The organism is Rhizobacter sp. AJA081-3 (genome assembly GCF_017795745.1).
GTDB lineage: Bacteria > Pseudomonadota > Gammaproteobacteria > Burkholderiales > Burkholderiaceae_C > Piscinibacter.
Window position 1 is genome coordinate 2727182 of sequence record NZ_CP059067.1, and the last position, 19373, is coordinate 2746554.

At 71.2% G+C, this 19373-nt stretch carries 17 protein-coding genes; 10 read left to right on the forward strand and 7 right to left on the reverse strand.

The genetic code is table 11. The features are described from left to right. Position 1 precedes the first annotated feature (1 nt). Together HZ992_RS12935 and HZ992_RS12940 are read right to left on the reverse strand one after the other, a co-directional pair. Positions 2 to 1228: an ABC transporter permease gene (locus HZ992_RS12935; protein WP_209382264.1), complete on the reverse strand. Its 1227-nt coding sequence runs from the start codon at positions 1226 to 1228 to the stop codon at positions 2 to 4. A gap of 10 nt (positions 1229 to 1238) precedes the next feature. Beyond that, positions 1239 to 2519 carry an efflux RND transporter periplasmic adaptor subunit gene (locus tag HZ992_RS12940; protein WP_209382265.1) on the reverse strand — a complete coding sequence of 427 codons (1281 nt, stop codon included), beginning with the start codon at positions 2517 to 2519 and terminating at the stop codon, positions 1239 to 1241. 148 nt (positions 2520 to 2667) lie between these two features. Between HZ992_RS12940 and HZ992_RS26045 the strand changes: the two genes are divergently transcribed. The 3 genes from HZ992_RS26045 to HZ992_RS12955 are packed head-to-tail and all read left to right on the forward strand — an operon-like array spanning position 2668 to position 4665. Further along, entirely contained in the window at positions 2668 to 3477 is an 810-nt protein-coding gene (locus HZ992_RS26045; protein ID WP_209382266.1) for a beta/gamma crystallin-related protein, read from the forward strand. Positions 3478 to 3524: 47 nt separating this feature from the next. Then, positions 3525 to 4079, forward strand: coding sequence for a hypothetical protein (locus HZ992_RS12950; protein ID WP_209382267.1), 555 nt, complete (start codon positions 3525 to 3527; stop codon positions 4077 to 4079). 13 nt (positions 4080 to 4092) lie between these two features. Further along, positions 4093 to 4665: a DUF1003 domain-containing protein gene (locus HZ992_RS12955; protein ID WP_245213002.1), complete on the forward strand. Its 573-nt coding sequence runs from the start codon at positions 4093 to 4095 to the stop codon at positions 4663 to 4665. Between the two features lie 553 nt (positions 4666 to 5218). On the opposite strand, the gene HZ992_RS12960 is transcribed toward HZ992_RS12955, so the two are convergent. After that, positions 5219 to 5509 carry a DUF1488 family protein gene (locus HZ992_RS12960; protein WP_209382269.1) on the reverse strand — a complete coding sequence of 97 codons (291 nt, stop codon included), beginning with the start codon at positions 5507 to 5509 and terminating at the stop codon, positions 5219 to 5221. 9 nt (positions 5510 to 5518) lie between these two features. After that, positions 5519 to 6622, reverse strand: coding sequence for an AI-2E family transporter (locus HZ992_RS12965; RefSeq protein ID WP_245213003.1), 1104 nt, complete (start codon positions 6620 to 6622; stop codon positions 5519 to 5521). Between the two features lie 95 nt (positions 6623 to 6717). Here HZ992_RS12965 and HZ992_RS12970 point away from each other — a divergent pair, with 95 nt between their 5' ends. The 3 genes from HZ992_RS12970 (at position 6718) to HZ992_RS12980 (ending at position 10093) form a co-directional block, all read left to right on the forward strand. Next, positions 6718 to 7158: a DUF302 domain-containing protein gene (locus HZ992_RS12970; RefSeq protein WP_245213004.1), complete on the forward strand. Its 441-nt coding sequence runs from the start codon at positions 6718 to 6720 to the stop codon at positions 7156 to 7158. Positions 7159 to 7372: 214 nt separating this feature from the next. Further along, positions 7373 to 8092 carry a Crp/Fnr family transcriptional regulator gene (locus HZ992_RS12975; RefSeq protein ID WP_209382270.1) on the forward strand — a complete coding sequence of 240 codons (720 nt, stop codon included), beginning with the start codon at positions 7373 to 7375 and terminating at the stop codon, positions 8090 to 8092. A 267-nt stretch (positions 8093 to 8359) separates the two neighbouring features. Further along, a complete protein-coding gene (locus HZ992_RS12980; RefSeq protein WP_209382271.1) occupies positions 8360 to 10093 on the forward strand; it encodes a cellulase family glycosylhydrolase in 1734 nt (577 codons plus the stop codon). On the opposite strand, the gene HZ992_RS12985 is transcribed toward HZ992_RS12980, so the two are convergent. Further along, entirely contained in the window at positions 9985 to 11184 is a 1200-nt protein-coding gene (locus tag HZ992_RS12985; RefSeq protein WP_209382272.1) for an acyltransferase family protein, read from the reverse strand. The genes HZ992_RS12980 and HZ992_RS12985 overlap by 109 nt on opposite strands. Before the next feature lie 92 nt (positions 11185 to 11276). Between HZ992_RS12985 and bcsZ the strand changes: the two genes are divergently transcribed. Next, entirely contained in the window at positions 11277 to 12401 is a 1125-nt protein-coding gene (gene bcsZ / locus HZ992_RS12990) for a cellulose synthase complex periplasmic endoglucanase BcsZ (protein ID WP_209382273.1), read from the forward strand. On the opposite strand, the gene HZ992_RS12995 is transcribed toward bcsZ, so the two are convergent. Then, positions 12365 to 14185 carry a WecB/TagA/CpsF family glycosyltransferase gene (locus HZ992_RS12995; RefSeq protein WP_209382274.1) on the reverse strand — a complete coding sequence of 607 codons (1821 nt, stop codon included), beginning with the start codon at positions 14183 to 14185 and terminating at the stop codon, positions 12365 to 12367. The genes bcsZ and HZ992_RS12995 overlap by 37 nt on opposite strands. A gap of 11 nt (positions 14186 to 14196) precedes the next feature. After that, a complete protein-coding gene (locus HZ992_RS13000) occupies positions 14197 to 15666 on the reverse strand; it encodes an exopolysaccharide biosynthesis polyprenyl glycosylphosphotransferase (RefSeq protein WP_209382275.1) in 1470 nt (489 codons plus the stop codon). A gap of 160 nt (positions 15667 to 15826) precedes the next feature. Between HZ992_RS13000 and HZ992_RS13005 the strand changes: the two genes are divergently transcribed. The 3 genes from HZ992_RS13005 to HZ992_RS13015 all read left to right on the forward strand — a co-directional run bounded on the left by HZ992_RS13005 (position 15827) and on the right by HZ992_RS13015 (position 19361). Then, positions 15827 to 17197, forward strand: a complete 1371-nt coding sequence (locus HZ992_RS13005; RefSeq protein WP_209382276.1) for an ATP-grasp domain-containing protein — start codon at positions 15827 to 15829, stop codon at positions 17195 to 17197. A gap of 32 nt (positions 17198 to 17229) precedes the next feature. After that, positions 17230 to 18624, forward strand: coding sequence for a Wzz/FepE/Etk N-terminal domain-containing protein (locus HZ992_RS13010; protein WP_209382277.1), 1395 nt, complete (start codon positions 17230 to 17232; stop codon positions 18622 to 18624). 74 nt (positions 18625 to 18698) lie between these two features. Further along, positions 18699 to 19361: a CpsD/CapB family tyrosine-protein kinase gene (locus HZ992_RS13015; RefSeq protein ID WP_209382278.1), complete on the forward strand. Its 663-nt coding sequence runs from the start codon at positions 18699 to 18701 to the stop codon at positions 19359 to 19361. Positions 19362 to 19373: the final 12 nt, after the last annotated feature.

A 19373-nucleotide genomic window follows, 5' to 3' on the forward strand; every position in this document is an offset into this window, starting at 1 on the left:
CTCACATGCGGATGGCCAGGGCCGGGTCGAGCGCCGCCGCGCGCCGCGCCGGCGCCACCGCGGCGAGCACGCCGCACAGGGTGGCGACGGCGGCGATGCGCAGCGCCAGCGCCGGGGCCAGCGTGATCGAGAACAGCGGCAGCCCGTCGGAGCCGCGCACGAAGCTGGTGAAGGCCCAGATCAGCAGCACCGCGAGCAGCACGCCCAGCACCGAGCCGAGGGCGCCGACGATCGCGCCCTGCAGCAGGAAGACGCGCAGGATCTGGCCTCGCGTGGCGCCCATCGCGCGCAGGATGCCGATCTCGCGGCGCTTCTGCACCACCGACACCACCAGCACGCTGGCGATGCCCAGCACCACCACCACCATCACCACGCCGCGGATCAGCCCGGTGCTCACCGACTGCGCGTTCAGCGCCGAGACGAGCTGCGCATTGGCCTGCTGCCAGCTCTCCACCTTGTACGGGTAACGCTGCGCCAGGTCGTCGGCCAGGCGCTGCGCGGCCCACACGTCGACCAGCGCGAGGTCGAGGTTGGTGGCGCCGCCCGGCAGCCCGACCAGGCTCTGCGCGGCGCGCAGCGGCACGATGACGGTGCGCCGGTTCAGCTCGCGCACGCCAAGGTCGACCAGCGCGGTGACGCGCAGCGAATCGCCGACGTTGCCGGTGACGATGCTGACGCGGTCGCCCACGCGCACGCCGAGGTCGACGGCGAGGTCGCGGCCGATGATGCCCTCGCCCGGCCCGAGCCGTGCCACGCCCTCGACCACCTTGGAGCGCAGGTGCACGATGCGGTCGTAGCGGTCGAGGTCGACACCGACCAGCGCGATCGACTTCGAGGCCTCGCCGCGCAATGCCAGGCCGGCGCCAGCCACCATGGGCGAGACGGCGGCCACCTCGGGCATGGCCTCGAGCACCGGCACCAGCGCGGCCCAGCTGGCGATCGACCGCGGGCGCTGGGCGCGCGGCTGCGTCTGCGCCAGCATGGTCGCGCCCGACGCAGGCCGCCCGGGTGCGACGACCACGTCGTCCTGCGCGCTGACCGTGACGTGGGCCTGCGCGCCGAGGGTCTTCTCCAGCGTGTTGCTCTGCAGCCCGGTGATGAGCGCCGAGATGTATGCGACCACCGCCACGCCGGCGGCGACGCCGACGACGATGAGCAGCGTCTGCATGCGCCCTTCGCGCAGGAAGCGCACGGCGACGCTTCGTTCGAATCCGAGCCAGTTGATCATGGGGTGCGCGTCAGCGGCCCATGGCGCTGCCGAGCGCCGAGCCGACGTCTTCGCGGCTGGCCTGCGCGGCGCGCTGCGCGGTCGCGCTGCTGTCGGCGCGCACGCGGCGCCCCGGTGCGGGTGCCGGCCCGAGCAGCACGACGTCGCCCGCGGCCAGCCCCTCGACCACCTCGACCGCCTCCAGCGTGGCCAGGCCCAGGCGCAGCCGGCGCGGCTCGACGCGGCCGTCGCGGGCGACGAGCACCGTCGCCGTACCCGCATCGCGCGTGTCTCGATCACCGCCGAGCGCCTGCACCGGCACGACCAGGGCGCGTTCGCGGCGGCCGGTCTCCACCTGCACCGACAGCGTCATGTCCTCGCGCAGGTAGGCCGGCGGCGCCTGCGGGAGCGAGAGCTTCACCTCCACCGCGCCGCGCTGCGCATCGACCAGCGGCGCGATGCTCAGCACCCGAGCCTCGAAGCGCTGGCTCGGAAAGGCGTCGGCGGTGACGATGGCCGGCTGGCCGACACGCAGCTGCTCGAGGTAGCGCTCGTCGACCTGCCCTTCGAGCTGCGCCGCGCCGGCCAGCGCCAGCGTGAGCAGCGCACGCCCGGGCTGGACGATCTGCCCCGGCTCGACGGCGCGCAGCAGCACCCGCGCATCGGCGGGTGCGCTGATCACGGCCTGCTCGAGCCGGGCCTGCGCCGCCACCACCGCGGAGCGCGCCAGCGCGAGCTGCGCCTGCGCCTGCGCAACGTCGGTGCCCTGCTCGTCGTTGGCGGCGCGCTGCGCGCTGGCGCCGGCGAGCTGCGCCTGCGCCACGGCCACCGCGCGGCGCGATTCGTCGAGCCGCGCTTCGCTGAGGAATCCGCGCGCCACCAGGTCCTGCGTGCGCTGCAGCTCGGCCTGCGCCGCCAGCAGCACCGAATCGGCCTGCGCCACACTCGCCTGCGCGGCGCTGCGGCCCGAGCTGCGCAGCCCGGCCAGCCGCGCCGCGGCCTGGCGCTCGCTGGCGCGCGCCTGCTCGAGCGCGGCGCGCAGTTCCTCGCTCTCCAGCCGCACCAGAACGTCACCCTGGCGCACCGGGGCGCCCTCGGCCACCAGCACCTCGCGCACGCGGCCCGTGAGCGTGCTGCCGAGTTCGACACGCGAGGCCGTGGCCACGCGCGCCGAGAACAGCAGCGTGCGCACCAGCGGCGCCGGCTGCACCACCGTCGCGGCGACCACGGGGGCGCGCGTGAACCACCACGCCAGCACGGCGCCAAGAACCAGCGCCGCAGCGGCGAGCGCAAACATCGATCGTCGGGACATGTCGGCGATTGTTTCATCCCCGCGGGGGCATCGGCATGACCTGTGTCTGTAGGACAGCTACTACGCGCAAAGCTCGCGGCGTCCGCTGTGCGCGGCCGGCTGCGCTTTCCATACTGCAGGCGGACCACGAGAACACTGGAGACACCCCATGCACACCCCCATCCGCCACGCGCTGGCCATCGCCGCGCTGGCCCTGGCCACGCAGGCTTCGGCCCAGGTCACCATCTACGAGAACGACGGTTTCAGCGGCCGCTCCTTCACCACGCAGCGCGCGGTGGGCAACCTCGACCGCTATGGCTACAACGACCGCGCCTCCTCGGTTCTCGTCTCGCGCGGTCGCTGGGAGGTCTGCGAGGACGCCCGCTTCCGCGGCCGCTGCGTGGTGCTGCGCCAGGGCAGCTACCCCTCGCTGCGCGCCATGGGCCTGAACGACCGCGTCAGCTCGGTGCGCGCGGTGGGCCGCGATGCCCGCATCGAAGACGACCGCTACGCCCCCCAGCCGATTGTGACGCAGGACTATCGCCGCCGTCGCGACGAGCGTCTCTTCCAGGCCGAAGTCACCGACGTGCGCGCCGTCGTCGGCCCGCCCGAGCGGCGCTGCTGGGTCGAGCGCCAGCAGGTGCAGCAGGAAAGCGGCGGCGCCAACGCACCGGCCGTGCTGCTCGGCGCCGTGATCGGCGGCATCCTCGGCCACCAGGTCGGCGGCGGCACGGGGCGCGACATCGCCACCGCCGGCGGCGCCGTCGCCGGGGCCGTGGTCGGCTCGAACATCGGCCGCAACAACAACTCCCAGACGGTCGGCCAGGACGTGCAGCGTTGCGTCGACCGCCCCGCCCAGGGCGGCCCGGCCTACTGGGACGTCACCTACATCTTCCGCGGCCAGGAGCACCACGTGCAGATGACCTCGCCCCCGGGCAACACCGTCACCGTCAACCGCCAGGGCGAACCGCGCGCCTGACCGGCACGCGAGCCGCACCTCACCCACTACCTCCAACGAAAGACACCATGACCCATTCATCCCGCTTCCAGGTTTCCCTCGTCGTCGCCGCGCTCATCTCGTTGCCGCTGGCCGTGCAGGCGCAGACCATGACAAAGCCCGACTACACCACCGCCAAGACTCGCATCAGCGCCGACTACAAGGGCGACAAGGCCGCCTGCGCCTCGATGGCCGGCAACAACAAGGACATCTGCGTCGAGCAGGCCAAGGGCAAGGAGAAGGTGGCGCGCGCCGAACTCGAATACAGCTACACCGCCAAGGACACCGACCGCAACAAGGTGCTGGTGGCCAAGGCCGAGAGCACCTACGCCGTCGCCAAGGAGCGCTGCGACGACAAGGCCGGCAACGCCAAGGACGTGTGCCGCAGCGAGGCCAAGGCCATCGAGACCAAGGCACTGGCGCAGGCCAAGCTGGGCAAGGAGATCGTCAGCGCCGAGAAGGATGCCGCCACCGACATGAAGGATGCCGACTACAAGGTGGCGATCGAGAAGTGCGATGCGCTTGCGGGCGACGCCAAGTCGAGCTGCGTGGCGGCTGCCAAGGCCAAGTTCGGCAAGAGCTGAACACCGAGTCGCGGTGAGGCATCCCGAAGAGATCGCCGCGACGCTGCTGGGCGTGCCTTTCGGCGCGCTCGACGCGCGCACGCAGAAGGTCGCCCGGCACATGGCCGGGCGCAAGCACATCACGCGCAACCTGGCGCTCGAGGGCACCGCCACGCGCGGCCAGCGCGCCGCCGATGCGGTGGCGTCGTTCGGCGGCTCCTGGACCTTCATCGCGCTGTTCACCATCACGCTGGCGGGCTGGGTGGCGCTCAATGGCTGGCTGGTGCACAGCCGCGGCCAGACGTTCGACCCCTACCCGTACATCCTGCTCAACCTGTTCCTTTCGATGCTCGCGGCCATCCAGGCGCCGATCATCCTGATGTCGCAGAACCGGCAGTCGCAGAAGGATCGCCTCAGCGCCGAGCACGACTACGAGGTCAATCTCAAGGCCGAGCTCGAGATCATGCTGCTGCATGACAAGCTCGATGGCCTGCGCGAGAAGCAGTGGCAGGAGTTGCTGGCGATGCAGAAGGAGCAACTCGCGCTGCTCGCCTCGCTGGCCGGTCCGACCTTGCTCACTGAAGGGCGGCAGCAAACGTCGGCATGAAACCGATCCGCGTTCGTAGACTCAGGAAGTCAGGCGAGCGACCGGCGGTTCACGGCCCTTGAGCGACATTCACGAGTGACCGCATCGTTCGGCGCGAGGGCAGGCGGTCCGGGTATGCGCTCTCCGGCCCACGCTCGCGGGCAACCAGCGAGGTCCGCAGCGCGCTGCCTCATCAACACCGCCTTCGGCCTGCTCCCGCCAGGGCGACCGCGAATGGGGCCTGCGATCGCACACCCGAACCACCTGCCCCACAAGCACTGAGGCCCTCATGACGGCAGGCCACCGCTGATGCCGGCAGGGCGGCGGTGGTGCCCGCGGGCGCAGGCCCCATTCGCGGTCGCCCAGGCGTGGGCAGGCCGGACACGGTGTTGACGCGGTGAGGATGGCATGCCGCAGTGGCCGCCCGCGAGCGTGGGCCGGAGAACGCGGGTACCGCCGTCGCGCTGCGACCATGCCCGTCGCACGCAAAGCTGACCCCTGAAGACCGCAATGGGCCGAAATCGGCCGCCGCGATCAAGTCCGCTTTGATCGTTGAGTTCTTTATGTGCCGGCCTCAGGCCGCCGGCACCTGCGCCATGTCGCGCTCGCGCAGCATCACCGGCTCGATCGAGCCGCTGGCGATGCGTCGGCGCACGGCGGCGTCGATCTCGCTCTGGTGCAGGCGGTAGCTGGCCAGCGCCTCGCTGCCGGCCAGGCCGCTCTGGAAGCGGTAGTGCAGCGCCTCCTTCGACACGCTGGCGCCGACGAACTGCTGGGCTTCGTCCAGCACCCAGAAGCGCACTGCACCGGAGTCCTCGTGAAAGAACGGGGCCGGCGGCAGGGGGATGGTCGAAGTGGCGATCATCGAAGGAGTCTAGGCGTTTCCGCCTTCGCCGTCCGTTCGTTCGCGCACCGAGCGCAGCGTGGTGCCATGGATGTGCCACAGCGCCATGAACATGGCGGCGATCACCGGCCCGACGACGAAGCCGTTGATGCCCAGCACGGCCATGCCGCCCAGCGTGGTGGTCATCACCACGTAGTCGGGCATGCGCGTGTCCTTGCCCACCAGCAGTGGCCGCAGCAGGTTGTCGACCAGGCCGATGACGAGCACGCCCCAGGCCGTCAGCGCGACGGCCTGCCAGAGCGCGCCAGTCACGAAGAAATACAGCGCCACCGGCACCCACACCAGCGCCGCGCCCACCGCCGGCAGCAGCGACAGGAAAGCCATCAGCGCAGCCCACAGCAGCGCGCCGTGCACGCCCAGCACCCAGAAGGCCAGGCCACCGAGCAGGCCCTGCAGCGCCGCCACCACCAGGTTGCCCTTCACCGTGGCGCGGATCACCGTGCGGAACTTCTGCAGCAGTTCGCGCTGATGCGCCGGCGCCAGCGGCACCACGCCGCGCGCGGCGCGCGCGAGCTGATCGCCGTCGCGGATCAGGAAGAAGGCCAGGTACAGCGTGATGAACAGCCCGGTGACGAACTCGAAGGTGTTCTGCCCGATGCCCAGGGCCTGCGTGGCGATGAACTGGGTGCCCTGCGTCAGCGCAGCGGCCACGCGGCGCTGCACGGTGTCGAAGTCGCCCCAGCCGGCGCGCTGCAGCACGTCGATCACCCCGCCGGGCAGCGCGTCGAACAGGCCGCGCAGGTACTGCGCCGGGTTCCACTCGCCGGACTGCAGCCGCGCGTAGATGCCGGCCGCCTCGCTGGCCAGGCTGGCGGTGATGAGGGCGAACGGCACGATCACCACCACCACCACCACGAGCATGGTGAGCAGCGCCGCCAGCGTGCGCCGGTGGCGCAGCGGCCGCAACAGCCGCCTTTGCAGTGGCGCGAAGAGCAGCGCGATGATCACGCCCCAGAGGATGGATCCGTAGAACGGCAGCAGGATCCAGCCCAGCGCGAGTGTCACCGCCACGAGCAGGATCCACAGCATGCGTACTTCGAGCGCACCCGCCGCGGGGTCGGTTTCGTGTGTCATGCGATCAGCCTACCGCCCCGACGGGCTGTGCGCCAGCGCACCGACGGGAGCGTGGCGGCGGCGCACCGTCGGCGGATCTGCCCGACGAGCCGCCCATGGACACTGCCACCCTCGCCCCCGCCCTCGCTGCCATCCCCGCCTACAGCCGCCACGCCCTGCCCATGCCGCGCGGCTTCGCCGATGCCGTTTCGCGCACCGTCGATGCCCTGGCCGCCGAAGGTTTCGGCGTGCTCAGCGACATCGACGTGCAGGCCACCATGAAGGCGCGCCTGGGCGTGCAGATCCTGCCGTACCGCATCCTCGGCGCCTGCAATCCGCCGCTGGCGCTGCGTGCCCTGCAGGCCGAGCCGGACATCGGCCTGCTGCTGCCGTGCAACGTGATCGTGCGGCAGGAAGAGGATGGCGCCGTCACCGTCGCGTTCATGGACCCGAACGCGGTGCTGCACCTCAGCAGCCATGTGCAGGTGGCGGCCGTCGCTGCCGAGGCGCGCTTGCGGCTCGACCGTGTGCGCGAATCGCTGCACGGGAAGGGATGAACAGGCCCTGTCAGGGCACTCTGATGGCACAGCGATGCAGAAGATGCGAGTTCCCTTCGCCCGGTTGAGCGATGTACCCTAGGGTACGCAAGCCCCCTGCGTCTGTACGCTATCGAACCAACCGGGAGCGCCCGTGAGCCTATAGTCCATGCAGCGCCGGAATGCCTGCGTCCACCTGAGTGACTGCGGGTGAAGACCCGACCTGGATGGTTCCATGCAAGCCCCCACCGACGCGAAGATGAATCACCTGCTGGCTGCCTTGCCGGCCGCCGAGTGGGAACGCTGGCTTGACCAGCTGGAGCGCGTGCAGATGCCGCTGGGCCAGGTGCTCTACGAATCGGGCGCGACCCTCACGCATGCCTACTTCCCGACCACCGCGATCGTCTCGCTGCTCTACGTGATGGAGAACGGCGCATCGGCCGAGATCGCCGTGGCCGGCAACGAGGGCATGGTGGGCATCTCGCTGTTCATGGGCGGCGGCTCCACGCCCAGCCGCGCCGTGGTGCAAAGCGCCGGCCAGGGCTTCCGGGTGCGCTCGCAGTTCATCAAGGAAGAATTCGACCGAGCCGGTGCCGTGATGCACCTGCTGCTGCGCTACACGCAGGCGCTCATCACGCAGATGTCGCAGACGGCGGTGTGCAACCGCCACCATACGCTCGACCAGCAGCTGTGCCGCTGGCTGCTGCTCAGCCTCGACCGGCTGCAGGGCAACGAACTTGTGATGACGCAGGAGCTGATCGCCAACATGCTCGGTGTGCGCCGCGAGGGCGTGACCGAGGGCGCGCTGCGGCTGCAGGCCGCCGGGCTGATCCGCTACGCGCGAGGCCACATCAGCGTGCTCGACCGTGCCGGCCTCGAGGCGCGCACCTGCGAGTGTTATGCCGTGGTCAAGAAGGAATACGGCCGCCTGCTGCCGCAGCAGATCGCCTCCTGATTCCTGGTGGCCTGCGGGCCGCCCGTCCTGGCCGGATCACTGCGCTCCCAGCGCGGTGTGACAAGACGCCCCGAGCGATTACCCTGCGTTACCCCGCGAATGAGGGGTGCGGTTCGTTTGTGAGCTACTCTTAAGTGGTCCAGCGTACAGACAGAAGCAATGTCTGGCGCGCGTCGCCACCCCCTGCCATCGCCCTCCCCGGGCGAGTTCGCGAGCAGGGCCACCGTTCACCGTTCGAAACCGATATCCCCCTTGGGAGGCCCACCCATGTCCCGACTTTTCCTCGATCGTGCCCGACGAATCCTGGCTGCCGTGCTCCTGGGCACGGCCGGCACCGGCACGCTCGCCGCCGGCTATTCCGCGCAAGGCGGAAAGATTCTCGACCCCGCCGGCCAGGAGCTGCAGCTCCGCGGCATCAGCCACTACGGCTTCAACGCGCTGATCCTGCAGCCGCAGTTCCTCTGGGCCATGGGCTGGAAGGAGCAGATCGCGCAGATGAAGAGCCTGGGCTTCAACGCCATCCGCGTGCCCTTCGTGCCCGACACGCTCTACAACACCACGCCCGTCAACCAGCTCAGCTACATCGATGCCGGCAAGAACCCCGAGCTGATCGGCAAGACGCCGCTGCAGGCGCTGGACCTGTGGATGGCCGAGGCCGACCGCCAGGGCATGTACGTCATGCTCGACTACCACAGCGTGTCGATGCAGCGCCAGTACCCGCACTGGTTCGTCTCGAACCCGGCGGACTTCGGCCTGATCTACAACAAGCAGGCCTACACGAAGGAGAACTGGATGCGCGACCTGGCTTTCGTGGCCAGGCGCTATGCGGGGCTGCCGCACTTCTTCGCCGTCGACATCTACAACGAGCCCAACGGCATCGTGCGCTGGAGCACCGGCGACCCCAACGCCACCAACCCCATCTACCACTGGAAGGCCGCGGCCGAAGCCGGCGCGGCCGCGGTGCTGGCGGCGAATCCGAACCTGATGATCTTCGTGCAGGGCATCAATGGCAATTTCGACGGCAGGGAGAAGTCGAACATCGCGATGAACTGGGGCGAGGACTTCCAGCCCCAGGCCTACCAGCCGCTGGCGATCCCCGCCGACAAGCTGGTGCTGTCGCCGCACACCTATGGCCCCGACGTCTACGTGAAATCCTCGTTCGGCGCGGCCAATTTCCCGGCCAACCTGGCGGCGGACTGGGACACGCTGTTCGGCCAGTTCTCGGCGAAGCACCCGGTGGTGCCCGGCGAGTGGGGCGGCAAGTACGGCAACGGCACCGGCGGGCAGGCCGACGTGACCTGGCAGAACGCCTTCGTCGACTACCTCGTGGGCAAGGGCATGCGCAGCAGCTTCTTCTGGTGCTACACGCCGAACAGCGGCGACACCGGCGGCATCCTCGACGACCAGCTCAACGTGCGGCAGGACAAGCTCGCGCTGCTGAAGAAACTGTGGGGCGGCACGGCCACGACGACCGCGCCCGGGGCGACACCGGCACCGGCACCGGCCCCAGCACCGACACCGGCACCGGCAGCAGCCAACACGCAGCCTGCCATCGCCAGCTTCTCGCCGAACGCGGGCGCCATCGGCTCGGTGGTCACGATCACCGGCAGCGGCTTCAACGGCCTCACCCAGGCCTGGGTCGGCAACGCGAAGAACGCCAGCTTCACGGTGCTCAGCGATGCGCAGGTCCAGGTCACGGTCCCGGCCGGCGCCACCACCGGTGCCATCGGCCTGATCAATCCCCTGCATTCGGCCTTCACGGCCAAGTCGTTCAAGGTGAACGGTTCCAACAACAAGGCGACGGCGCCCGAGGTGCCGACGGCGGTGGCCGATGCGACCGCGTCGGACCCGGCTGCCGCGGCCGACACCGGCGGTGGCGCATTCGATCCGTTCTACGGCGTGTCGCTGCTCGCTGCCGTGGCGCTGCTGGGCTGGAGGCGCCAGCCGCGCGACACGACGCGCCGGCCGAGCGCGATGCCCGGCCGCTCGATCCAGAGGTGACCCGCGGTCGCCGCCAGCACCAGCAACACGGCGCTGGCGGTGCCCACGGCCCACCAGGCAATCGGCGACGACAGCGCGAAGCGCGCCACCGGCACGATCGACAGCACCACGGTCAGCACCAGCCCCTGCATCAGGTAGAGGCTGTAGCTGATCGTGCCCAGGCGCTGCGCGGCGCGCGTGCGCAGCAGGCCGAACAGCGTGGCGCCCGAGCAGATGGCGAGAAAGAAGCCGCCCAGCAGCAGCGCCGCGACCGTGCCGTAGCCGGTGCCGGGGGCGGCGCAGGCCGCCACCAGGCACAGCCCGGCGATGGCGGACCAGGCTCGCTCCGGCAGCCGCGTGGCGGGCCGCGCATGCCGCCACGAGCCCACCGCCATGCCGATCGCGAACAGGGCACCGAAGCCCAGCGCATCGATCTGCACGAAGCGCTTGGCAGCCAGGCAGGCCACCAGCCCCACCAGCACGGCGGCGAGGTGCCAGCGCCAGCGCGAGACCCCCGCCCAGGCCAGCAGCGAGGCATAGAACACCCACTCGTACCACAGCGTCCAGGTGACGCCCGCGAGCACGTGGCGCGCCACTTCGCCGTTGACGTCGGGTTGCGTGTCGATCAGGCCCAGCGCCAGCCACTGCAGCGCCTGGCCCGCGACCACGCCTGCCGGCTCGCGCAACACGAAACCGCTGCGCGAGAACACGATGGCGAGCATCGCCAACACCACGAACAGGTACATCGGGCCGATGCGGAACAGGCGGCCGATGTACAGGCGCGCCCAGCCCGGCCGGCCGCGCGTGTGCAGCAGGCGGGTCCAGAACAGGTAGCCGGTGAGCATGAAGAACACCGAGACGCCCACCGGCCCGAGCACGGCGTAGAAGTGATCCCTGGGCGCGGCCCACACGCCGTCGATCAGGTAGCGCCGCATCAGCACCATGTGGTACACGAACACGCCCAGGGCGAGGAAACCGCGCAACCCGTCGATCGAGGAGACGCGCCCGGCCACACCGGCCGGTTCGTCCAGGCGCGCGAAGGCCGGCAGCGCGGCCACGCCGAGCACCACGGCCATCAGCACGAAGTAGGCGAGCGGGTTCTCCAGGCTCATTGCGCAGCCGCTGCGTGCACAAGCGCACAGACGCCACGCGGCACGATGCGTAGCGTCCGCGCGTGGACGACTGCGAAACGAAGCACATGCGCATGACGATGGATCGACGGCACTGCCTGAAACTGACGCTGGGGGCCTGGGCGCTGGCCGGCGTGTGGCCCAACGCGCTGGCGGCGCCCGACTGGCCGGCCTGGGAGGCCTTCGCCGGCCGCTTCGTGCAGGCCGACGGCCGCGTGATCGACATCACCTTCGACCGCAAGAGCACCTCGGAAGGCCAGTCGTACGGGCTGTTCTTCGCGCTGGTCGCCAACGACCGTGCGCGCTTCGACACGATCCTGAAGTGGACCTCCGACAACCTCGCCGGCGGCCGACTCGGCGAGCGCCTGCCCGCATGGCTGTGGGGACAGCGCGCCGACGGTGGCTGGGGCGTGAAGGACGAGAACTCGGCCGCCGACGGCGACCTGTGGATCGCCTACGCGCTGCTCGAGGCCGCGCGGCTGTGGAACGCGCCGGCCTATGCCGAGAACGGCCGCCGCCTGCTCGCCCTGGTGCGCAGCAAGGAGGTGGCCGTCAACGGCGCGGGCGTGCCGGTGCTGCTGTCGGGCACGGTGGGCTTCAGGCTCGACAAGGGACGCTTGCGCATCAACCCGAGCTACGTGCCGGGCTTCATGTTCCGCTACTTCGCGACGGTCGATCCGCAGGGGCCTTGGCAGGCCATCTGGGAGGGCTTCCTGGCCATGGCGCCGCAGATGTTCGCCGCCGGCGTGGCGCCGGACAACCTGGTCGTCGACGCCGCCGGCCGCGCCATCCCCGACACCGAACGGCCGCCCTCGGCCAGCTACGACGGCATCCGCGTCTACCTGTGGGCGGGCGTCTCCGGCGCGGGCAGCGAGACGCTGCTCAAGCAGCTCGCGCCCTACGCCGCGCTGACTCGCCAGCGCGGCACGCCGCCCGAGAAAGTCGATCCGCTGACCGGCGTGGCCCAGCGCGGCGACTACTCGCCGATCGGCTACTCGGGCGCGCTGCTGCCCTTCCTGAAGGCGACAGGCGACACCGCGCTGCTCGAGCAGCAGCGCGATCGCGTGCGCCGCTCGCCACTGAACTCGACCAGCAACTACTACGACCAGGTGCTGGTGCTGTTCGGCACCGGATGGATCGAAGGCCACTATCGCTTCGATGCTCAAGGCAGGCTGCTGCCGCGCTGGTCGTCGCGCTGAACTGTGGCGGCCGGCAACGGCCGCAACTCGATGGCCGCGCTGCGCAGCACGCCAAACACGCGCGGGCCGCGCAGCAGGTAGCGGCGGGCCATGCGGCGCGGATCCTGCAGCAGGCGGTACAGCCACTCCATGCCGCTGCGCTGCATCCACGGCGGCGCGCGTTGCTCATCGCCGGTGATGAAGTTGATCGATGCGCCGATGCACAGCGCCAGCCCGCGCGCCGTGCCGCGCTCGCGCAGCGCCTGGGCCAGCACCTCCTGCTGCGGCGAGCCCACGGCGAGCAGGCAGAAGCGGAACGGACTGTGCGACTCGATGAACTCCAGGCAGGCCTGCACTGCCTGCGGGTCGCGCACGAAGCCCATCGGCGGCACATGCTGCGACAGCCGGCGCAGGCCGTACAGCGCCTCCAACTGCAGCGCCTGTGCCGGCGTGCCGCCGATCAGCACGATCCCGTCGTCCGGCGCGATGACGTCGCGAAACAGTGCCGCCGTGAGGTCGCTGCCGCGGCACACCGGCAACTCGATGCCGCGTGTGGCGCCGAGCAGCCTGGCGACGAAGCGGCTGTCCAGCAGCACGTAGGTGGCCTCGTCGTAGAGCGCACGGAACGCGGCGTCGTCGTGAAGGCGGATCAGGTGATCGGCGTTCGGCGTGACCACGTAGCCGTAGTCGCGCTGGCCGAAGCCGGCCGCCACGCGGGTGAAGCCGGCGAGGTCGCAGTCGTCGAACCGCAGGCTGTGCCTGGCCGCACGCGGCGGCGCGGCAACCCGGAAGAAGCCCGCGAAGTGCCGGGCGAACTCGCCCAGGCCCGCGAGCGCGAGCAGCACGACGGTGACGATCCAGCGCGGCACCATCGAGTCGCCGGCCTGCACCAGCGCGTCCCAGCGCCGCGCGGGGGGCTGCACCAGCACGCCCACCGGCACGTGGTCGCCGACGAAGGCGACCGCCGGCCGGACCAGCGCCATTTCGAGGTGTCGCGGGCACAGGCCGATGGGCACCGACAGCGCCTTCAACCGCTTCAGCGTCTGCGGCAGGCGATGCTCGGCCTGCACGGGCAGCGCCAGCACGATCCAGTCGATCTTGCGCGTCTTGCCCAGCTCGATGAGCTGGTCGACGGTGCCCTGCGCCGCGGCGGCCGAAGGCACGGCACCTTCGAATCCGTCGTCGAACACGCCGATCAGCTCGACGGTGTGCGCGCGCGTCTGGCGCAGCGCATGCACCAGCCGCTGCGCAGCCTGGCCCGCGCCGACCACCGCGATGACTTCGGTGAGCAGCCCGGCACGCTGCAAGCGCTGCAGGCTGCGCGCGGCCAGCGCGCGGGCCAGCAGGGTCAGCGCCAGCGTGCCCGCGAGCCACGACGTCAGCCAGGCGGTCGGGAAGCTGCGCATCGCGCCGCTCGCGGCACCCAGGGCGAGCAGGCCGAGCAGGAACAGTGCGAATCGCAGCAGGTGCGTGCGCAGCAGCCCGGGCACACCGTCGCTGCGGCTGGCCTGGAGGCCGAAACGCGGGTCGTAGAGGGTGAAGGCGGCGAGCACCGCGGCGACCAGCGCGGCCGGCATCAGGTCGCCCTCGAAGGCGCCGACCAGGCCGACCCCGCCGGGCACGGCCGGGCCCAGCGTGAGCGCGAGCCATGCCGCGGCCACCAGGCACAGCGGGTCGAGCAAGAGGAACAGCGCACCGCTCATCGAGACCAGGTGGTAGCTCAGGCGCGGCCGGAAGTCCGGCGGCAGCCAGTCGCTCGGCGCAGCGGATCGCGGCGAGGCCGCACTGGAATCAGGCGGGAGCATGGCGGCGTCGCTCAGAAAGCGTTCGTGCGCTTGAGCACGGCGGGCGCGGTGAGCAGGAGGATCTTCAGGTCCAGCCACAGCGACCAGTGCTCGATGTAGTCCAGGTCCAGCTCGACGCGGCGGCTGAGCTGCGCCGTCGTGTCCGTGGCGCCACGCGCGCCGTTGACCTGCGCCCACCCGGTGATGCCGGGCTTGACGCGGTGACGGTGCGCATAGAGGTCGGTGATGTCCTCGCCGAGGCGCTGCTCGGTGCGCATGTCGGTGGCGTGCGGGCGCGGCCCGACCAGCGACATCGTGCCCTGCAGCACGTTGAACAACTGCGGCAGTTCGTCCAGGCTGCTGGCGCGCAGGAAGCGGCCAACGCGGGTGATGCGGCTGTCGGCGCGGGCCGTCTGCTGCAGCCCGGTGGTGGCCGCCGCCGGGTTCCAGGTCATGGTGCGGAACTTGAAGATGTCGAACACGCGGTTGTCCAGCGCGTGGCGGCGCTGGCGGAAGATCACCGGGCCCGGGCTGTCCAGCCGCACGGCCAGCGCGATGACGGCCAGCACCGGCAGCAGCGCCAGCGTGATCAGGCTGCCGAGCAGCAGGTCTTCGGCGCCCTTGAGCACCGCGTCCCAGCGGCCGATCGGCCGGTCGACCAGGCGCTCCACCGGCACGCTGCCGCCGATCGCGTCGATGGCGCGCGGCGGGCCGAGCGGGCCGGCCAGGTCGGGGCACAGCCCGATCGGCACCGATAGAGCAGCCAGCCGCAACGCGATCGCGTCCAGCCGCAAGGGCGGCGCCTGCGGAAGCGTCAGCACGATCCAGTCGATGCGGCGTGTCGACGCCAGTTCGATGAGTTGCGCCAGCGTGCCGGTCAGGCCGGCCTCGTTCGGCGTGGCGCCGCGCAGCCGGTCGTCGAAGAGGCCGAGCATCTCGATGCGCCCTGTGCCGGCTCGGCCCAGCGCCTGCACGAGCTGCTGCGCCTGCGGCCCGGCACCGACCACGGCCACGCTCTCGGCGAGGTGGCCCTGTCGCTGCAGCCGGCCGAGCTGGCGGCCCACGGCCAGCCTCGTCAGGCCGGTGGCCAGCAGCGCCGCGCCCAGCCAGAGCGCGAAGTGCGAGGGCGGGATCGCTTCGAGCTTTTCGCTGCACGCCGCCACGGACAGCAGCACCAGTGCGAAGAGCGCGAAGCGCATCACGTGGGCGCGCAGCAGCGAGCGCATGCGGCCGCGCCGCGCCGCGGTGCCGAAGCCCTTGTCGTACAGCATGAACGGCGCCAGCACCGAGCCGGCCAGTGCCGCCTGGGCCAGGTCCGGCCCCGTGCCCATCGAAATCAGCCAGTGCCCGAACAGCCAGCTGGCCAGCGAGGTCATTCCCAGCAGGCTGGCGAAGTCGCACAGCGGCAGCAGGTCGGCGGCGAGTGCAGCCGGGTTGCGCCGCGCCAGCGTCGGCCAGGTCGTCAGCGCTGCGGCGATCGGTGAGGGCTGGGAAATGTGCATCTCGGCAGATTAGGGATGGGCTGCCGCAAGGTCTGTGCGTGAACGAACTCAGTGCGCCAACGCACCGAGTGCGCTGGCGCACAGACCGGCCGCGCAGATCGCCCCAGGCTCCGCGGGTGTGGATCGGCCACCTCGGGCCGACTGCGTCTGCGACCCTTCCATGCCCGAACAGAACCCGAATCCCGTGTCCCGGCCCGGCGCCAGCACAGCGGCCGAACGGCCGCGCATCCTGCTGACTGCCACCTTGCGCTGGCCCATCGCGGCGCGCCTGGCCATGGCCTTCAGCGAACTCGGCTGCCGGGTCGAGGCGCTGTGCCCGCGCGGACATCCGGTGACACACACACGGGCCACCACGCGAGTGCACTTCCATGACGCGCTGCGGCCGTTGCGAGCGTTGCGCGCCGCGTTGCTGGAGAGCATGCCGGACCTCGTCATTCCCTGCGACGACGAGGCCGCCGTGCAATTGCATCGGCTGCATGCAGGCTGCGTCGCCACGGAGCCTGCCGACCGCGCGCTGAGTGCCCTCATCGAACGCTCGCTGGGCAACCCCGGCGCCTGTGCGCTGGCGACAACGCGCGGCCCGCTGCTGGCGCTGGCCGCGGAACTGGGCATCCGCGTGCCGCACACCACCGCCGCGGCCACAGCGCAGGCGCTGGACGCCTGGCTGGCACGCCACGCGCTGCCGGCGGTGATCAAGATCGACGGCAGCTGGGGCGGCCGCGGCGTGGCGATCACGCACAGCCGCGACGAGGCCCACGACGCCTTCACGCGGCTGTCGAGCCGCCCTGCCCTGCGCCACGCGCTGGCACGGGCGCTGCTCGACCGCGACCTCGCGCCGCTGCGCAGTTCGCTGCGCCACGACGCGCCCCCGGTCACGCTGCAGGACCACGTCAGCGGCCATCCTGCGAACCGCGCGGTGGCCTGCTGGAACGGCCAGGTGCTGGCGGGCACCAGCGTGGAGGCCCTGTGCACGCAGCAGGCCACCGGGCCGGCGACCGTGGTGCGCGTGATCGACAACGCCGAGATGGACGAAGCCGTGCGCCGCCTCGTCCAGCGGCTCGGCCTCACGGGCCTGTGGGGCGTGGACTTCGTCATCGAGGCGGCCACCGGCGCGGCCTTCCTGATCGAGGTGAACCCGCGCGCCACGCCGATCACGCACCTCGCGCTCGGGCCGGGCCGCGATCTGCCGGCCGCACTGCTCTCGGCGCTGGGAGGCCTGAACGCCCGCGCGCCGCGCGAGCCCATCGGGCGGGACCTGATCGCCCTGTTTCCCGGCGAATGGCAGCGCGATCTGGCCAGCGAACACCTGCAGCGGGCCCACCACGATATCCCCTGGACCGAGCCTGCTCTCGTGCGCGACGGGCTGCTGCGGCCCTGGGCCGAGCGCGGCTGGGTGGCGCGATCGTGGGCGCGCCTGCGCGCCAGCCCCCGGCGTGCCGCGCCCACTCCACCGTGCGCCAGCGAACAGACCCCGACCGACTGCAGCCACTACAACCCAATGTCGCCGCACGTGCGCAAGGGCATGAAATGAACGATCTACCGCTGGTATCCCAAGAGCGACGCATGTCGGTCGCGCCGCCGCTCGTGCCGCTGGCCTATGTGCACCCCGGCGTGTCGATGCCGCAGCTGTTCTCCATCCTGTGGGCGTACCGCAAGCTGAGCCTGCTGATCATCGTGCTGGTGCTCTCGCTCACCGCCGTGGCGATGGCGCTGTGGCCGCGCACCTACACCGCCACCGTGGCGCTGATGGTGAACTACGAGGTCAACGACCCGCTCAACGGCAAGGAACTGCCGATCGGCCAGGTCGGCAGCTTCATCGCCACCCAGGTGGAGCTGATGCAGACCCCGGAGGTGCTGCTGTCGGTGGTCGACCGGCTCAAGCTCACCGACAACGCCGACTACACGCGCGGCTACCAACCCGAGAACGGCACGCTGCGCGACTGGGCCGCATCGCGGCTGGCGCGCACGCTGGCGGTGTTCCAGAGCCAGCGCGGCAGCCAGCTCATCTACGTGACCTACTCGTCGGACGACGCCGCCGAATCGGCGCGGGTCGCCAACGCGGTGGCCGACATCTACAAGGAGCAGGACCTGCAACGTGCCGCCGCAGGCCCGGGCGAACGCGCGCGCCGTTATGCGCAGCAGCTCGAGGAGCTCAAGCTCAAGACCGAGCAGGCCCAGGTGGCGCTCAGCGCCTTCCACCAGCGCAACGGCCTGATCGACGAAGGCGACAAGAGCACGGTCGACGTGGTGCTGCTGACCACGCTCGACGAGCGTCTGCTCGCCGCGCAGAACGTGCGCCGTGCCGCCGAGGCCCGCGCCGCGCAGAACCAGGCCACCAGCGAGCAGGTGCTGGTGTCGCCGCAGACGCAGCAGCTCAAGGCGCAGCTGGCCGCGCAGGAATTGCGCCTGGGCCAGCTGAATCGGCAGTACACGCCGCTGCACCCCGACATCCAGGAAGCGCAGATCCAGGTGGAGGCGACGCGGCGCGCGCTGGCCGCCAACACGAAGAGCTACACCGACAACGCCGCCGCCGGCGTGGGCATGGCCGCGCGCGTCGAGCAGGGCATCGCCGCCGCTGCCGTGGAGCAGCGCGGCCGCGTGCTCGCCAAGAGCCTGCTGCAGGACGAAGCGGCCAAGTACCGGCTCGAGCTGGCCTCGGCACAGACCGTCTACAAGCGCGCGCTCGACAGCTACGACCAGATCATGTTCGCCGCCAACAGCCGGCAGACCAACGTGAGCCTGGTCAGCCGCGCCACGCCGCCGGTGCGCGCGAGCAAGCCGCGGGTGATCGTCGGCTGGCTGCTCGGCCTGATGGCCGCGGGCGGGCTCGGCTTCGGCATCCCGCTGGTGTGGGAGCGCTTCAACCGCCGCGTGCGCTGCCGCGACGACATCGAACGCCAGTACGGCGTGCCGGTGCTCGTGGAATTCGGCCGGCTGCCGATGCGGGTGGCTGTATGAGCACCCCCATGGCGCGCCGCGCCGAACTCCCCCCTTTCAACGAACGAGCGACGGACGCAGAACCGATGGCGCGCATGCGCTCCGAGATCAAGCAGGTCGAGCCGCTGGTGCAGCCCGACGAGCGCCTGATCATGGCGCACGACCCCTGCGACCCGCGCTGCGAGAAGATCCGCGCGCTGCGCACCGAGTTGCTGCTGCGCCGCGAGTCGCCCGAGCGGGCCGACATGGTGGCGCTGCTCAGCCCCTGCGGCGGCGAAGGCCGCTCGCTGCTGGCTGCCGAGCTGGCCATCGCGTTCGCGCAGACCGGCCACCCGACGCTGCTGGTCGATGCCGACCTGCGCCGCCCGCAGCAACACGTGTTGTTCGGCGCGCGCAACCGCCACGGCCTGGCGCAGGCCATCGCCCGCGGCGATGCGCCGCAGGTGCAGAGCGTGCACGGCCTGCCGCGCATGTCGCTGCTGACCGCCGGCGTGGTGCCGGGCGATGCGCTCGAGCTGCTGTCGAGCCGGCGCTTCGCCGACCTGATCGAGGCCTGGCGAGACGAGTACGAATTCGTCGTCTTCGACACCCCGCCGGTCGGCCGCTTCTCCGATGGCCTGGCGGTGGCGCGCATGGTCGGCCGCGTGCTCGCGCTCAGCCGCGCGCAGCACACGCCGCGCAAGGACATGCAGGACATGCTGCGCCGGCTCACGGCCACGCGCTCGCAGACCCTCGGCGCCGTCGTCAGCCACTTCTGAGCGCGGCCCGGC

Bases quoted from the DNA above. Each gene is read 5' to 3' on its own strand.
- HZ992_RS12980 (WP_209382271.1), top strand. From the start codon at position 8,360: ATGTCCCGACTTTTCCTCGATCGTGCCCGACGAATCCTGGCTGCCGTG.
- HZ992_RS12985 (WP_209382272.1), bottom strand. From the start codon at position 11,184: ATGAGCCTGGAGAACCCGCTCGCCTACTTCGTGCTGATGGCCGTGGTG.
- HZ992_RS12965 (WP_245213003.1), bottom strand. From the start codon at position 6,622: ATGACACACGAAACCGACCCCGCGGCGGGTGCGCTCGAAGTACGCATG.
- bcsZ (WP_209382273.1), top strand. From the start codon at position 11,277: ATGACGATGGATCGACGGCACTGCCTGAAACTGACGCTGGGGGCCTGG.
- HZ992_RS13015 (WP_209382278.1), top strand. From the start codon at position 18,699: ATGCGCTCCGAGATCAAGCAGGTCGAGCCGCTGGTGCAGCCCGACGAG.
- HZ992_RS12940 (WP_209382265.1), bottom strand. From the start codon at position 2,519: ATGTCCCGACGATCGATGTTTGCGCTCGCCGCTGCGGCGCTGGTTCTT.
- HZ992_RS12995 (WP_209382274.1), bottom strand. From the start codon at position 14,185: ATGCTCCCGCCTGATTCCAGTGCGGCCTCGCCGCGATCCGCTGCGCCG.
- HZ992_RS12935 (WP_209382264.1), bottom strand. From the start codon at position 1,228: ATGATCAACTGGCTCGGATTCGAACGAAGCGTCGCCGTGCGCTTCCTG.
- HZ992_RS13000 (WP_209382275.1), bottom strand. From the start codon at position 15,666: ATGCACATTTCCCAGCCCTCACCGATCGCCGCAGCGCTGACGACCTGG.
- HZ992_RS12970 (WP_245213004.1), top strand. From the start codon at position 6,718: ATGGACACTGCCACCCTCGCCCCCGCCCTCGCTGCCATCCCCGCCTAC.
- HZ992_RS26045 (WP_209382266.1), top strand. From the start codon at position 2,668: ATGCACACCCCCATCCGCCACGCGCTGGCCATCGCCGCGCTGGCCCTG.
- HZ992_RS13010 (WP_209382277.1), top strand. From the start codon at position 17,230: ATGTCGGTCGCGCCGCCGCTCGTGCCGCTGGCCTATGTGCACCCCGGC.
- HZ992_RS12960 (WP_209382269.1), bottom strand. From the start codon at position 5,509: ATGATCGCCACTTCGACCATCCCCCTGCCGCCGGCCCCGTTCTTTCAC.
- HZ992_RS12975 (WP_209382270.1), top strand. From the start codon at position 7,373: ATGCAAGCCCCCACCGACGCGAAGATGAATCACCTGCTGGCTGCCTTG.
- HZ992_RS12950 (WP_209382267.1), top strand. From the start codon at position 3,525: ATGACCCATTCATCCCGCTTCCAGGTTTCCCTCGTCGTCGCCGCGCTC.
- HZ992_RS13005 (WP_209382276.1), top strand. From the start codon at position 15,827: ATGCCCGAACAGAACCCGAATCCCGTGTCCCGGCCCGGCGCCAGCACA.